Annotated in this window: 12 protein-coding genes; 1 reads left to right on the top strand and 11 read right to left on the bottom strand. The window is 52.8% G+C overall.

Going from position 1 to position 14,506, the window contains the following annotated elements; all coding sequences use genetic code 11:
- Nucleotides 1-35: 35 nt before the first annotated feature.
- On the bottom strand, nucleotides 36-3,950 hold the full coding sequence (gene hrpA / locus ACJJIO_RS13765) for an ATP-dependent RNA helicase HrpA (RefSeq protein WP_444908779.1): 3,915 nt from the start codon (nucleotides 3,948-3,950) through the stop codon (nucleotides 36-38).
- A gap of 167 nt (nucleotides 3,951-4,117) precedes the next feature.
- Between hrpA and ACJJIO_RS13760 the strand changes: the two genes are divergently transcribed.
- The gene (locus ACJJIO_RS13760; protein WP_444908778.1) at nucleotides 4,118-5,611 is read left to right on the top strand and encodes a peptide MFS transporter; all 1,494 of its coding nucleotides are present in this window, start codon (nucleotides 4,118-4,120) and stop codon (nucleotides 5,609-5,611) included.
- A gap of 126 nt (nucleotides 5,612-5,737) precedes the next feature.
- On the opposite strand, the gene ACJJIO_RS13755 is transcribed toward ACJJIO_RS13760, so the two are convergent.
- The 10 genes from ACJJIO_RS13755 to dnaX form a co-directional block, all read right to left on the bottom strand.
- On the bottom strand, nucleotides 5,738-6,919 hold the full coding sequence (locus ACJJIO_RS13755; protein ID WP_444908777.1) for a vWA domain-containing protein: 1,182 nt from the start codon (nucleotides 6,917-6,919) through the stop codon (nucleotides 5,738-5,740).
- Nucleotides 6,920-7,018: 99 nt separating this feature from the next.
- A complete protein-coding gene (locus ACJJIO_RS13750; RefSeq protein WP_252084686.1) occupies nucleotides 7,019-7,864 on the bottom strand; it encodes an AAA family ATPase in 846 nt (281 codons plus the stop codon).
- Between the two features lie 141 nt (nucleotides 7,865-8,005).
- Nucleotides 8,006-8,686: a YEATS-associated helix-containing protein gene (locus ACJJIO_RS13745; RefSeq protein WP_252084685.1), complete on the bottom strand. Its 681-nt coding sequence runs from the start codon at nucleotides 8,684-8,686 to the stop codon at nucleotides 8,006-8,008.
- Nucleotides 8,687-9,050: 364 nt separating this feature from the next.
- A complete protein-coding gene (locus ACJJIO_RS13740; RefSeq protein ID WP_252084684.1) occupies nucleotides 9,051-9,431 on the bottom strand; it encodes a hypothetical protein in 381 nt (126 codons plus the stop codon).
- Nucleotides 9,432-9,490: 59 nt separating this feature from the next.
- The gene (locus ACJJIO_RS13735) at nucleotides 9,491-9,940 is read right to left on the bottom strand and encodes a YcgN family cysteine cluster protein (RefSeq protein WP_444908776.1); all 450 of its coding nucleotides are present in this window, start codon (nucleotides 9,938-9,940) and stop codon (nucleotides 9,491-9,493) included.
- 9 nt (nucleotides 9,941-9,949) lie between these two features.
- Entirely contained in the window at nucleotides 9,950-10,237 is a 288-nt protein-coding gene (locus ACJJIO_RS13730) for a YcgL domain-containing protein (protein ID WP_252084682.1), read from the bottom strand.
- Nucleotides 10,234-11,364, bottom strand: coding sequence for a ribonuclease D (gene rnd, locus ACJJIO_RS13725; RefSeq protein WP_444908775.1), 1,131 nt, complete (start codon nucleotides 11,362-11,364; stop codon nucleotides 10,234-10,236). The genes ACJJIO_RS13730 and rnd overlap by 4 nt, the downstream gene beginning before the upstream one ends.
- A 5-nt stretch (nucleotides 11,365-11,369) precedes the next feature.
- Complete coding sequence (gene recR, locus ACJJIO_RS13720; protein ID WP_444891255.1) at nucleotides 11,370-11,978, bottom strand: recombination mediator RecR; 609 nt, start codon at nucleotides 11,976-11,978, stop codon at nucleotides 11,370-11,372.
- A 28-nt stretch (nucleotides 11,979-12,006) separates the two neighbouring features.
- On the bottom strand, nucleotides 12,007-12,351 hold the full coding sequence (locus tag ACJJIO_RS13715) for a YbaB/EbfC family nucleoid-associated protein (RefSeq protein ID WP_152451685.1): 345 nt from the start codon (nucleotides 12,349-12,351) through the stop codon (nucleotides 12,007-12,009).
- Nucleotides 12,352-12,412: 61 nt separating this feature from the next.
- Nucleotides 12,413-14,407, bottom strand: coding sequence for a DNA polymerase III subunit gamma/tau (dnaX, locus tag ACJJIO_RS13710; protein ID WP_444908774.1), 1,995 nt, complete (start codon nucleotides 14,405-14,407; stop codon nucleotides 12,413-12,415).
- Between the last annotated feature and the right edge of the window lie 99 nt (nucleotides 14,408-14,506).

The raw sequence follows: 14,506 nt of genomic DNA, 5'->3' as shown, positions 1-14,506 counted from the left end.
CACAATTTTTTTTGTGAACTGTGGCTAAGCAGTACTCAACCGAACAGCTCCATGCCATCAATTTCTATCCAAACTTTGTGTAGGCGCTTGGCGGAGATCGGCATTAGAGTCTTTAACGTCTGTGCAAACAGGCTCACACGGAATTCCTCAAGCATCCAGCGATACTCTACCAGCGCAGGCTCTGATGCCAGCTCACTCCTCGAAAACTTCTCTATCTGATTATCGAAAGACTCGGCAGCCTTGTGGTACTCCACTTGCAACTTGCGGTCGCGGTTTGGATCGAGGGCCGCCTTTTCCAGACGCACAGAAATCGCCTTGAGATAACGGCCATACTGGCGCAACCATTGCAGAGGGGTATCAAACAAGACACCCCGGTAGAAAAGTCCTGCCAATTGCTGCTGGATATCCCCCACCGCCATAGCGACTGCCAGGTTCTTTTGCTGTTTGATCTGCTTGCGCAGGGGGACCAATTGCCCCAGGGCTTTGACCAAAAGGTCGCCAATTTCCTGGGCCACTCCCACCAAATCACCCTCTTTCTCCAGTGCAGATAGAAACTCAGCTTCACTGCGTGGCCAGTTTTCATCTCCCCAGAAGACTTCACGCGCGGCAGCCATCAGAATATCGTCTGCCACTTCTTCGCGGCGCCCCAAATCTGCGGCGGAAAGCCCCAACTCTTTGCCACGCAACAGCTCTTTACGTAGATATTTCACCTTCTCGGGCAAGTGCAACAGAGCCAGTCGGCAGATCCCAGCACGACTCAGGCGTCGCGCTTCAGCGGGATTATCCAGCAATTTCAAGGAAACACTTTCCTTAGCTTCTACGAGCGCCGGATAGGCGCGTACCTTGAGCCCTCCCTGATCGAGGGTATGAGTTTCCGGCAGTTCGCCAAAATCCCAGCTGGTAATATCATCTCGCTCGAAGCTATCGCCCGCATTAGCCAATCCCTGCTGTACCCGGTCGCGATAGCGTGCCTGCAATAGCGAGAGATCGCGATCCTGATCCAGCAATTTTCCTGACTCATCCAACACCTGAATATTAAAGCGGTAGAAATCTTCCAAGGAATGTTCCGCAGATTCCCAGGCATCTTCAGGTAGCTTCTGAGCGGTCTGACGTTGCAGCTCCAAGGCCAGCGACTGCCATAGGGGAGTATTGTCTGCGCGCAGTCGCGGCAGGGCCTTATCCACAGCCGCCGGTACCGGTACAAAGTATTTGCGCCACTGTTTCGGCAGGGCTTTTATTAGGGCGATACATTTATCTCGTAAAATTCCAGGTACCAACCAGGAGAGTCGAGCGGCAGGCACCTGATGTAACGCCCCAACGGGCACCTGGATACTGACGCCATCATCCACACTGCCAGGCTCGAAGTGATAACGGAGTGGGTAAACAATACCCCCAGCCTGCAGTTCGTTAGGGAATTGCGCCTCACCCACGTGATCAGCACTCTGCTGCATCAACAACTCACGGGGGACAAACAGCAACTGCGGATCACTGGCTTCAGCTTTCTTGCGCCAATGCTCAAACCCGGCCAGGTTGACGACATCTGCGGGAACTAGCTCATCGAAAAAGCGATAAACCACTTCATCGTCCACCAAAATATCTCGGCGACGGGACTTGGCTTCCAACTCTTCCAGGGATTTCAACAGATCAATGTAGTGCTTATAAAAACGACCCTTGCCACGATAACGCTGTTCCACTAATGCTTGGCGAATAAATACTTCCCGAGCGATTTGCGGGTCCAGCTTGCCATAGGGAATACGGCGTTTTTCTACCAGTACCAAGCCGTACAGAGAGACTTTTTCAAAAGCCATTACTTGCCCAGAGCGGACATCGTAGTGGGGCTCAAAATAATTGCGTTTTACCAGGTGCTTAGACGCAGCCAACACCCAGTCCGGTTCTATTTTCGCAACAGTGTGGGCGAACAAGCGGCTGGTTTCTAATAACTGAGCGGAAACCACCCAGCGCGGAGGTTTTTTAAACTGGCCGGAGCCGGGGAAAATATGGAAGCGACGATTACGACAACCGATAAATTCCTTATTCTCATCTCGACCGCCAATATTACCGAGTAAACCCACGACAATGGCCCGGTGTATTGCCTCGTACTCCGCAGGTTCTTTGTTTTCTTTGACTTCGAGGTCCCGGCAAGCCACACGCAATTGGTGGTGAATATCTCTCCACTCACGCATTCGCAGCCAGGATAAGAAGTTTTTCTGGCACCATTTGCGCAGCTGGTTTTGGCTCAGTTCCTGGCGCTGAGTCTCGAAGGCATCCCATAGCTGCACAAAGGATAGAAAATCCGATTGCTCATGCTGCCACTGTCGGTGCTTTTCATCCGCCGCTTGGCGCTTTTCCGCCGGGCGTTCGCGCGGGTCCTGCACGGCCAGGGCGGCGACAATAATTAATAATTCGCGCGCACTGCCATTGTCCGCACCGGCCAGCAACATTCGACTCAATCGTGGGTCCAGCGGCAAACGTGAAAGTGCGCGGCCCAGTTTGGTTACTCTGCCCTGGTCATCGACGGCCTGTAATTCCTGCAACAATTTATAGCCGTCATTGATCAGGCGCGGATCGGGCGGATCGACAAAGGGAAACTCACGGATATCGCCGATACGCAGCTGCAACATTTGCAGGATTACCGCTGCCAGATTAGTGCGCAGAATTTCCGCATCGGTAAATTCTGCACGCTGAGCAAAGTCCCGCTCTTCGTACAAACGCACACAGACACCGGCACTGACACGACCACAGCGGCCAGCGCGCTGGTTGGCACTGGCCTGTGAAACCGGCTCTATGGGCAATCGTTGGATTTTGCTGCGATAGCTGTAACGGCTGACACGCGCAGTACCCGGGTCAATCACATAGCGAATTCCCGGCACCGTAATGGAGGTCTCCGCCACATTGGTGGCTAGAACAATGCGGCGACCTTTATGACCGTGAAAGACCTTAGCCTGTTCTGCCAGACTTAATCGAGCATATAAGGGCAGTATCTCTAACTGAGCTATCTGCGCATCCCGCAAAGCCTTGGCACACTCGCGGATTTCCCGTTCACCACTCATAAATACCAGGATGTCCCCGCCGCGCCGGCTGCTGGACTTTTCCTCATGCAGTAACTCTTCAACTGCTGCGACAACCTGCTCATTGAGGTCTGCATCGCTATCTGCCGTCGGGCGATAGTGAATTTCCACCGGGTAAGTGCGACCGGATACTTCGATAATCGGTGCGTCATCAAAGTGCTGAGAGAATTTTTCTAGATCAATCGTAGCTGAGGTAATAATCAGTTTTAAATCTGGGCGCTTGGGCAGAATGGTTTTTAAATAGCCCAGTAGAAAATCAATATTGAGGCTACGTTCATGGGCCTCGTCGATAATCAACGTATCGTATTTATTCAACAGCGGATCGCGCTGAATTTCAGCCAGCAGAATACCATCAGTCATCAATTTGACATGAGTGTGCTCGGTGCTGTGGTCGGTAAAACGAACCTGGTAACCGACTGATTCCCCCAAAGGTTGCTGCAATTCTTCAGCAATTCGATTGGCCACTGTGCGCGCGGCGATTCTACGTGGCTGTGTATGCCCAATCTGGCCATAAATACCCCGCCCCAGGGACAGGCAGATTTTGGGTAACTGGGTGGTTTTACCGGAGCCGGTTTCACCAGCGATAACAACAACCTGATGCTTTTCGATCAGCTCGGCGATTTCCTCACGCCGCGCCACCACCGGCAACGACTCCGGCCACTGCACTTCGGGCAATTTGCCCCGGCGCTCTTCTGCCAAAGACTGTGAAACCTGCAGCTGCTGTTCCAGCTGGGCTAACATACGATCGACCGGCTTGCCCTCTTTCTGGCGCCGGCGCACATTTTTAACCGTTCGATACAGCTGGTAGCGGTCCCGCCCCATACAGCCGGAGATTCGGGCCTGTAAAGCGCCCAGGCTTTTATCTGCTTCGGTGTGACTCATAATTCATACAGAATTGGTAAACGGGAGATTATACCCGCACTTTGCTAAGGGGCAGAAAACCCCTTGGTGGCGCTCAACTATACTGGTCCAGATAGTGATTTTTTTCACAGGCGCACTGCTTTTGGTGGCAGTGCTGCGCCTTAGGGTCACACCTTGCGAGCAGTACTATGCAAGAGATCAAGCCCAAGCCCCCCGCCAGCGCCGGGCAGCTGTTTGGCCACCCCAAAGGGTTGTTTCTGCTGTTTGGCACCGAGATGTGGGAACGTCTCAGCTACTACGGCATGCGCGGTATTTTTGTCTTTTACCTGACTTCCACAGCCACTGCCGCAGTCTTTGGCTGGGAACAGCTCACCGATACTGAATTGCAGTCCAAAGCCCTGAGCTATCTGGGCTGGTATGCCATGTTGGTGTACCTGACCCCCATTATCGGTGGCTGGATGGCTGACAATCGCTGGGGGCAGCGCCGCTGCATCATGTTTGGCGGTACCCTGATGATGCTGGGGCAATTCTCCCTGGGTTTTCCTCATACCTGGCTACCAGACGGTAGTGAGATTTACATGCTGTGGCTGGGGCTGGCCCTACTGATTATCGGCAATGGTTTCTTTAAACCGAACATCTCCACTATGGTCGGGGATCTCTACGAAGAGGGGGACCACCGCCGCGATACCGCATTTACTATTTTCTATATGGGGATCAACCTGGGCTCAATTCTCGGTTATTTGGTCGTAGGCTGGATTGGGGAAAAGGTGGACTACCAGCTCGCCTTTATTGTTGCAGGCATTGGTATGTTGCTGGGCCTGATTCTGCAAATGACTCAAGCCAAACGCTACTTGGGAGAAATAGGCGTAGAACCCTCCGCTCATCTGGAACTGAAAAATAAAAAAGACGAGGAGGAAAATAAACACCGCCCCCTCACACAGGAAGAGCGGGATCGCATTAAAGTCATTCTGGTTCTGGGTGTGTTTATCGTGGTTTTTTGGGCTGGTTTTGAGCAAGCTGCCGGGTCAATGAATCTATTTGCCAAGTACCGCACCGACCTGAATTTCTTTGGATGGGAAATTCCTGCCAGCTGGCTACAAATGGTCAATCCCTTGTTTATTATTATCCTCGCACCGATTATGGCCTCTATCTGGGTAGGTATGGGAGATCGCGAGCCGAGTTCACCGGCTAAATTCAGCTTGGGGTTAGTTTTTCTCGGAATCGGTTTTCTCTCTATGTGCGGCGCGGCACTACAAATCGGCGACTCCGAGACCATTAAAGCAAGCATCTGGTGGCTAATTTTCGCCTACATTTTTCACACCATTGGTGAACTTTGCCTGTCACCTATCGGACTTTCTGTGGTAACCAAATTATCTCCCCTGCGTTATTTATCCCTGATGATGGGACTCTGGTTTGCCTTTATTGGTATCGCCAACAAAGGGGCGGCAGAGATCGGTAAATTAGTGGGGGTTTCTGGACCACTCGCCACTTTCGGCGGTGTCGCACTAACTGCCATAGTGGCCGGTTTTATTTTGTATTTGATTCGTGAAAAACTAGTGGATTGGATGCACGGTGCAGAAGAGGTGCATGTTACAGTGGGCGAAACCACCAGAGAAGAAATCAGCATCACTGCTGATCACGAGGGAACGCCACCCAAACACTTCAGCGGTAATAAAGAGTAGTACTTGATTAACTCTAAAATTATCTATCGGGTAGTTCGGCACAGGAGTGTGCCGCCTGCGGATAATTCCTTGCCTAAAACTCCTTAGATTAGAGCTTCTTGCAAGGAACCTTCATTGACGCCGCTATTAGCGGCCTTTGACTAAATAGGCAATCGCCCGATCCAATCCCTCAAGGGTCATCGGATACATATGGCCATCCACTAGACGCTGGGTCATGCCGATACTGGGCGTAAACTGCCAATACTCCTCATCAACCGGATTTAGCCAGATCAGATTGTGGTAAATATCGGTGATACGTTCCATCCAGGCTGCACCCGGCTCTTCATTCATATGCTCAACACTGCCGAAACGGCTGGTAATTTCGTAGGGTGCCATAGAGGCATCACCGACAAAGATTACCTTGTAGTCCTTGCCATAGGTACGCAGTACTTCCAACAGAGACGTATTCTCGCTATAGCGCCGCTGGTTGTCTTTCCACACATGTTCATAGACAAAGTTGTGAAAATAAAAATACTCCAAATGCTTAAATTCTGAGCGGCAGGCAGAGAATAACTCTTCACACACACGCACATAAGGGTCCATAGAACCGCCCACATCGAAAAAGATCAGCACTTTTATTGCGTTGTGCCGCTCTGGCACCATCTTAATATCCAACAAACCCGCATTGCGCGCAGTGGAAGAAATGGTGTTATTCAAATCCAGCTCTTCTGCTGCGCCAGTGCGGGCAAATTTACGCAACTTGCGCAGAGCCACTTGGATATTGCGAGTTCCCAGGCTGATACTGTCATCCAGATTTTTAAATTGGCGCTTCTCCCAAACCTTGGATGCCGAGCGATTACGTCCCTGCCCTCCCACCCGAATACCACCAGGGTGATAGCCACTGTTACCAAAGGAGCTGGTGCCACCGGTGCCTATCCAGCGATTGCCGCCACTGTGGCGCTTTTTCTGCTCTTCGAGACGCTTTTTGAATTCCTCCAGCAACTTTTCCAAACCACCCAGGCTTTGGACTTTAGCCTTTTCCTCTTCGCTTAATTGCTTGAGGAATTCCGCTCTGAGCCAGTCTTCCGGGATCATTTGCTCAACGATATCGTCGAGGGTTTCCAAATCTTTGAAATAGGCCTCGAAAGCGCGGTCGAACTTATCGAAATGTTTTTCATCCTTCACCAGACAGACACGAGCGAGGAAATAAAATTCCTCCAGATCTGCAAAAACCAGGCGCTGTTGTAAAGCCTCCAGCAAGGCCAACAACTCGGTGATGGATACCGGTAATTTATAGCGACGTAAATTCAGGAAAAAGCCAATCAGCATAGTAATTCGCAGTCAGCAATGGGAAAAAATGCTCAGTGGTACCGAGCGGAACATCATCAGGGGCAGAAGTTTACCCCTAATGAAAGGCACAAGGCTTGCTCAGCGGTTGTCACGACGTGCCATAAACGCCAGGCGTTCGAGCATATGCACATCTTGCTCATTTTTCAGCAAGGCGCCATACAGTGGAGGAATGGCACTGCTGTTATCGCGATTCTTGAGTACTTCTTCCGGAATATCATCGGCCATCAACAACTTCAACCAATCAATCAGCTCTGAGGTGGAAGGCTTCTTCTTTAAACCCGGTACTTCGCGCAACTGGAAGAAAATATCCATCGCTTCTGCGACCAGTTGCCCTTTAATTTCCGGGTAATGGACATCGACAATTTTGCGCATGGTATCGCGGTCGGGAAAGCTGATGTAATGAAAGAAGCAGCGGCGCAGGAAGGCATCCGGCAGTTCTTTTTCATTATTCGAAGTAATAATGACAATGGGGCGGTGTTTGGCCTTGATAGTTTCTCCGGTTTCGTAAACGAAGAATTCCATTCGATCCAGCTCCACCAACAAGTCGTTGGGGAATTCGATATCCGCTTTGTCAATCTCATCGATCAGCAGTACCACACGCTCTTCCGCAGCAAAGGATTCCCACAGCTTGCCGCGCTTGATGTAATTGGCAATATTGTGAACCTTATCCACCCCCAACTGGGAGTCGCGCAGGCGGGATACCGCATCGTACTCATAAAGTCCCTGCTGGGCCTTAGTGGTAGATTTGATATGCCATTGGATCAATTTCATTCCAAGGCTCTCGGCAACCTGTTCCGCGAGCAGTGTTTTGCCGGTGCCCGGTTCGCCTTTGATCAACAAAGGGCGCTGTAAGGTGACGGCTGCGTTCACCGCCATCTGCAGGTCTTCGGTAGCTACATAGCTATCGGTACCGGTAAATTTCATGCTTACTCCAATCCTGTCATCACGCTATCTTCAGATTTAGCGAATGATAATTGAACAGCGGGGCGGGTGGCGAGGCGGGAACGATCAAATTGGATGACCAGCCCGAGTAGAGACTAAATGAAGGGGGTTATCGACTATGGCTCAAGCCATCTGAGTGCTGCGGCGGTGTACTACTTGGCGCCCCTTACCGGTGATATACCAGCGAATCCCCAGGTGACTGTGGATTTTGCCCACCATTTCTAATACAAGCAGGCTGTTAAGGGCACGGGCAATAGAATTGGTCTCCATACCACTATCTTGCACCATACCACTTAGGGAGCGGAATACACACTCACCGTCATTTAGCAGATTGAGTACCTGCAGGGCATTGTCGTCCAGCTTGCGAATTTGGTTGAAATCCAGCACCGGCCCCTGCTCCAGATCCCCTTCTATCTCATGTTCCAGCAAAGGCATCATTTCCAATTGCATAGTGCGCAGTTCCTGCTCCATATTTTCCACTCGAGCACGGGCGATACTGGCATCGCGCAGCTGGCGACGCGCAGCATTAAACACGAACATGCGGGAAGCTATAGCGGCAAGCAGACAATAACCGGTAAAAATCAAAAGCCGCGAAGGGTCGCCTTGGATTTCGATCAGTAAATCGCTTTGGGTAAACTTCAGGAAGATTGGCACCATTAAGGCACCACACAATCCCATAATCAGGCAGCGAGCAAGGCCGGCGGGATCCTCCTCCGTAAACAGCATTTGATAATAGTTCACCAGCCCACCGAGAATGCCCGATACCAGCATTACTGCAGTGAGAATCAGCAGGTGGTCGAGCATCAGGGTTCCTCAGCCATCTGGCAACCTGCGCCATAACAATGGGCGAAAATCTACGCCAAGGGCAATTTATAAACTTTATCTGTCGTGAGTCTGGCTTACCAATAAGTAACCCTCTCCACTGGGATATTCAGGAAATACAATCCATGATTTCCCAACAGGGGCTTGTTTATTGGTCTTTATCAGTAAGCCGGCTCGTCTGGCCTCACGCCAAGTGCGTAAGCAGCCTAATAGATATAGCAGCTGTCACCATCCACAGAGAGGCTAGAGAAAGGAAGGAACGCCTTTGATAAGCAAGGGGAGAAAAGTGAGTGGGCCCAGTTGCGATGAGCCCTGTGATGAGGGAAGATCTGGATGAAAAATCCCGTTACTGTTCCTTGAAGTATGGGTCTTCGTCGAAACGACGGCGGCGACTGCGACGAAACTTAGATAATAGCGAAACCAGTCCCCACACAATCATCACCGCTAAAGCACCACCTGCAGCAAATACCAAATTTGCTGTCACTTCCGGTGCAGCCCCATTTTCTTCAAATAATACCTGGTAGAGATACAGGGGTAGTACGGGCATGGCTACTGACTCGGCCACCGGTATTTTTACCGGCAGCAGTAGTACACCAGCCAAGACCAATAACAAGGTGCGGCGCAGCCAGCTCCAGCGCCAATTGCGCATAAACCACCAGCCGGCAGCTAGTAAAACCAGTGTCGAGCCGGTATATACCAACCAGGCAAGTTGAAAATCTTCAGACATTTTTTATTTACTCTATGTTTCCCGCCCAGTTCAGGAACGAGTGACTATGCCTCACTAGCTCAACCGGCTTCCACCCAGGTGACGATGTGCTCCTCCATATCATCCGGGTGAACCAGCTCCTCACTGATGACACTGCCGCGCACAGACATACCCGCTTTGTGTACAGACTGGCTATCTCCACTCACAAGCGGATGCCACTCCGGCAAAGGGTGCCCTTCGGCCAAGCGACGGTAGGCACAGGTGCTCGGAAGCCAGGTGTATTGGTCTATATCCTCTACCCGCAACTGCACACATCCAGGCACCAATTCTTTTCGCCTTGAATACTGGCTACAGCGACAGGAGTCTGTATCCAGCAAACGGCAGGCGACATTGGTGTTGTAAAGCTCACCAGTTTCCTCATCTTCCAGGCTGTGCAGGCAGCAGCGCCCACAACCATCACACAGAGCTTCCCATTCAGATTCACTCATTTGCGCTAGAGTTTTACGTCGCCAAAAAGGCAATTGTGCCATTAATCTAACTCAGCGCTGCAGTTTGCTGTTTTTCAATGCGATCTCACGCATTTCAGAATCGGCCACCGGCGGCATCTGCAAATAGTAACCTTGCACACGTACCTCTTGCAGGACTTTGTCGGCATTTGCACGCGCAAGTTTGCGCTCTGGAGTCATTAGCATGGTAGTGACGTGCTGGGGGCTGCCAAACAACTCCAATAAATTTTTAGGTACCCGCGCAGTCCCCTCACGCTTATCGACGTACAAATACATTTCTTCTTTTTTGGGACTGCGATAAATATCACACAAGACTTTCACTTCATTTCCTCTTTGCGTAAATGTCGCAGAGCTTTAAGCAGGGGCCGACCAACCACTTCGGCGCGCCAACCACAGAGACGCCCCTGCAACTGGGGGTCGCGAGCAAGGACCAGGGCTTCCAACTCTTTTTTGCGAATTAGGATTTCTGCAGGCAGATTTTCACGCTCTGCAATACTCGCGACCTCTTTACGCAGTAACTTCAGTAACTCCCCCTGTTGTCGGTTGAGCGGCTGCGGTAAACGCGTCGGCAAATCGCTGCGCTCCAGGGCGCGGGAAATCAACTGCAACAACCTATCACCGTGTTCTCGCAGGGCACGGCCCTCGAGGCCAGCTTGGCTCAAGGCGCCTTTATGCCGCGGCAACTGCTGGGCCATGGTCATACAGAGATTTTCCTTGAGCAGGTGGTTGCGCGGCATATTTCGGGTTCGCGCCTCACATTCCCGCCAAGTACAAAGGTCCTGTAACACGGCCAAATGTTTGCCGCGCAGGCGCCAGGCACCTTTCACTTTCTGGTAATAGGACTCAGGGGGTTGCGGGCTTCGCGCAGTTGCCACCAAAGTTGCGCAGTCTTCAACTAGCCAAGTTTCCCGCTGCTGCTCCTGCAACCGCTTTAGCAAGGCACCATATAGAACCGGCAGCCAAGCCACATCGAGTGCGGCGTAGGTTTTCTGCGCATCACTGAGAGGGCGCTGCAACCAATCCGAGCGGGTCTCACTCTTCGGCAGTTCAATACTCAATAGCTCGCGCACGGTAGCGGCGTAACCAAGGCCCGCCCCCATACCACTAATCGCCGCAGCGATCTGAGTGTCAAAAATGGGCTCGGGGATCACCCCCAGCAGACGCTCCAGAGTCTCCAAATCCTCGCTGCAGCTGTGCATAATTTTTGTAACAGCCGTATCCAGCAGCAGATCACGCAACGGTTGCAGGTCTTCAATGGCGAGATTATCGATGAGGTAGCAGTGCCTGCCATCCCCAACCTGTACTAGGGCCGGCTGAGGATAAAAGGTGCGACTGCGCATAAACTCGGTATCCAGAGCCACAGCGCGCTGCTGTCGCCACTGTGCGCACAAAGCCGCCAACTGCTCGCAGGAGTCCACCCAGCGCGGAGTAGTATCTATTTCAACCATCGGTATTACTCTGCTGGGGGGAAGAAGGCGGTGCGACTATTGAAGGCGTGTGCCAGAGTACCGCCGTCGATATATTCCAGCTCACCGCCAATGGGGACGCCGTGGGCAATACGACTGACAGTCACTCCCTGCGCTTTGGCGCGCTCGGCAATGTACTGGGCTGTCGCCTCCCCCTCTACTGTGGGATTGGTGGCGACGATCAACTCTTGTAATGGCTCACTGGCCAACCTGCATTCCAGCAGGTCCATTCCAAGATCTGCGGGGCCGATACCATCGATCGGAGACAAGTGACCATGCAGCACAAAGTAGCGGCCATGGTAGTTACCAGCCTGCTCAATCGCCAGCACATCGGCGGGAGTTTCAACAACGCAGAGAGAGGTTTGTTCGCGGCGGCTGTTGTTGCATAGGGTGCATACGGCTTCTTCGGTCAATGTACGGCACTGCTGACAACGACCGACCTTCTCCACAGCCTGCGCCAGGCTGCGCGCCAGTAATTCTGCAGCGTCGCGATCCTTTTCCAACAAGTACATCGCCATGCGCTGGGCCGACTTGGGGCCCACACTGGGCAGGCAGCGCAGCGCGCGAATCAACTCTTCGATTAAGGGACTAAACATATAAGGCTAAACAACCGGGCTCTGCCCCTTAAAATGGAAACTTGAAGCCTTCCGGCAGATTCATACCAGAAGCGAGGTTACCCACCTGCTGCTTTTGTAACTCCTGGGCCTTCTCCTCAGCTCGGCGCACAGCATCGTTCACTGCCGCGGCCAAAAGATCTTCCAACATCTCTTTGTCTTCGGACAGCAGGGAAGGGTCGATTTCCACAGAGATAACATCGTGCCGGCCATTCATGGTGACCTTAACCATACCCGCGCCGGATTCACCGCACACGCGTAGCTCATTTAACTCCTGCTGTACCTTCTGCATTTTTTCCTGCATGTCGGCCTGCATTTTCTGGGCCTGTTGCATCAGATCGCCCAAACCTTTCATAGGTAACCTCTATCTCTATTATGTGTGAGCCCGGTTAGACGCCGGGTAACCAAAAACTCTATCAATCCGCCTTCGCCAGGGATTCAACAGTATCTGACACTAACTCAGCGCCCAGCTCGGACTGAAGTTCCTGAACCAGGGGGTCTGAGGTAAGGGCATCCCGCGCTGCTGCTAGGCGCGCATCGCGAGTCGCCGCAGCCAAACGTGCCGGCGTACTGCCTTGTACCTGCCCCACCTGAATCTGTGCAATAACCGGCTGCTGGAAAAAGTCTCCCAGCAAGTCCCCCAGGCGCCGCTGATGCACCTCGTCATAAAGACTGCTAAAAGATTCGTCCAGGGTAAAGGAAAGTATATTGTCCTGGCGCCCCACTAGCTCCAGATGCTGCGCGATCGAGTGCAATATGCCGCTGACGCCCAACTGCTTATAGAGTGCCGGCCAGCTACCTGATGTAAGGGCATCAAAGCGTGCCGGCGGTGCTTCAGCAACCTGAGCAACCGCTTCCGTTCTCGTGGGGGCCTGGTTTTCTACCGCAGGGGGGGAGGCCTCGACTTCCGCTACGCGTTGGCGAAGTTCAGCTAGAACCCCCTCCCGCGAGCCAGAGGGCTGCGCGCTGGGTACCTCTAGTGGTCGCTCAACTATTGCAGTCTGGACACCCAGTACTAACTCGCCGGCTTGTTCTGCATGGTATGGAGACTGCTGGGGCGCGGGTTCTTCAAGTTTAGGGGGCATATCCCCTCTAGCCGGCACCGAGTTCTGAACCGGGCTTTCATTCTGCGCAGCCGCTATCGCTTCGGCATGAGGCCCTGGAGTTGGCACAACCTCGGCACTCTCAGAATGCTGAGGCACCACAACTTCAGACTTTTTTTCGACGGCATTCTCCTGCTCGATAGGTGCCTGCTCTCTAAGAGCCGTCTGAGTTTGCGCACTAGCAGTTGTTTCAGGCAGTTCTGCCCTTGGAATTGTCGCTACGCCTTGCGGACGGAACGCCAGCATGCGCAACAGCGCCATTTCAAAGCCACTACGGGGATCTGGGGCCAGGGGCAGGTCACGGCGAGCGTGCAGGGTCATTTGATAGTAGAGCTGTATATTCTCTGGGGCTATACGACTGGCAAGCTGTCGTAGCCGCTCACCATCGCCTAGGGCATTATCTATCGACTGGGGCAAAATCTGGGCGACCGCCAGACGATGTAAGTTATCGGAGAGCTCTGCCAGGGTGGCGCCAAAGTCTGGAGCCTGTTGAGCCAGCTCAGCGACAGTAGCAAACAACGTCGCCGCATCTTCATCTGCCAAGGCATGTAGCAGTTTCCACACCAAGCCGGTATCGATACTACCGAGCATGCCGCGCACTTCGGCTTCGCTGATTTTGCCGCCGCCAAAAGCGATAGCCTGGTCGGTGAGACTCATACCATCGCGCATACTGCCATCTGCCGCGCGGCCTAGCTGCCAAAGGGCGCCTTCTTCAAAAGGCACCTGTTCCTCCCCCAGTACAAAGCGCAGATGCTCGACAATCCGCTCGGGGCTCATATTCTTAAGCTTGAACTGCAAGCAGCGGGACAACACAGTTACTGGCAGCTTCTGTGGGTCTGTGGTAGCGAGCAGGAATTTTACATGGGGCGGCGGCTCCTCCAGAGTCTTCAGCAGGGCATTAAAGGAACTGTTCGAGAGCATATGCACTTCGTCGATCAGATAGACCTTGTAGCGACCTCTGGTCGGAGCATACTGGACATTTTCCAGCAGCTCCCGGGTATCCTCCACCTTGGTGCGGGATGCCGCATCCACCTCAATCAGATCGACAAAACGGCCATCGGCTATCTCATTGCAGGCATTGCACTGTCCGCAGGGCTCAGAGCTGACACCCTCCTCACAGTTCAGGCATTTGGCCAGAATTCGGGCAATTGTGGTCTTTCCCACTCCCCGAGTACCGGCAAACAGGTAGGCGTGGTGCAGCCGGCCGTTATCCAAGGCATTGATAAGTGCCTGGAGCACATGCTCCTGCCCCACCATCTCCTTAAAAAGACGCGGGCGCCATTTACGTGCCAGTACTTGATAGCTCATCCAGTCTCCGGTGCTCGGCACACCTCTGCCAACTTATATCTCAGCGCCTTTGGCGCGGGCGCCATTATACCGGCATAGACGACGAGGCATAGCGAATAG

The sequence above is a fragment of the Microbulbifer mixtoriginis (SeqCode) genome (assembly GCF_052467235.1).
Note: the sequence above shows the minus strand (reverse complement) of the source record. Positions and strands in the feature narration are given on the sequence as shown.

Coding starts and splice junctions, on each gene's coding strand:
- hrpA (WP_444908779.1), bottom strand. CDS start 3,950: ATGAGTCACACCGAAGCAGATAAAAGCCTGGGCGCTTTACAGGCCCGA.
- ACJJIO_RS13760 (WP_444908778.1), top strand. CDS start 4,118: ATGCAAGAGATCAAGCCCAAGCCCCCCGCCAGCGCCGGGCAGCTGTTT.
- ACJJIO_RS13755 (WP_444908777.1), bottom strand. CDS start 6,919: ATGCTGATTGGCTTTTTCCTGAATTTACGTCGCTATAAATTACCGGTA.
- ACJJIO_RS13750 (WP_252084686.1), bottom strand. CDS start 7,864: ATGAAATTTACCGGTACCGATAGCTATGTAGCTACCGAAGACCTGCAG.
- ACJJIO_RS13745 (WP_252084685.1), bottom strand. CDS start 8,686: ATGCTCGACCACCTGCTGATTCTCACTGCAGTAATGCTGGTATCGGGC.
- ACJJIO_RS13740 (WP_252084684.1), bottom strand. CDS start 9,431: ATGTCTGAAGATTTTCAACTTGCCTGGTTGGTATATACCGGCTCGACA.
- ACJJIO_RS13735 (WP_444908776.1), bottom strand. CDS start 9,940: ATGGCACAATTGCCTTTTTGGCGACGTAAAACTCTAGCGCAAATGAGT.
- rnd (WP_444908775.1), bottom strand. CDS start 11,364: ATGGTTGAAATAGATACTACTCCGCGCTGGGTGGACTCCTGCGAGCAG.
- recR (WP_444891255.1), bottom strand. CDS start 11,978: ATGTTTAGTCCCTTAATCGAAGAGTTGATTCGCGCGCTGCGCTGCCTG.
- ACJJIO_RS13715 (WP_152451685.1), bottom strand. CDS start 12,351: ATGAAAGGTTTGGGCGATCTGATGCAACAGGCCCAGAAAATGCAGGCC.
- dnaX (WP_444908774.1), bottom strand. CDS start 14,407: ATGAGCTATCAAGTACTGGCACGTAAATGGCGCCCGCGTCTTTTTAAG.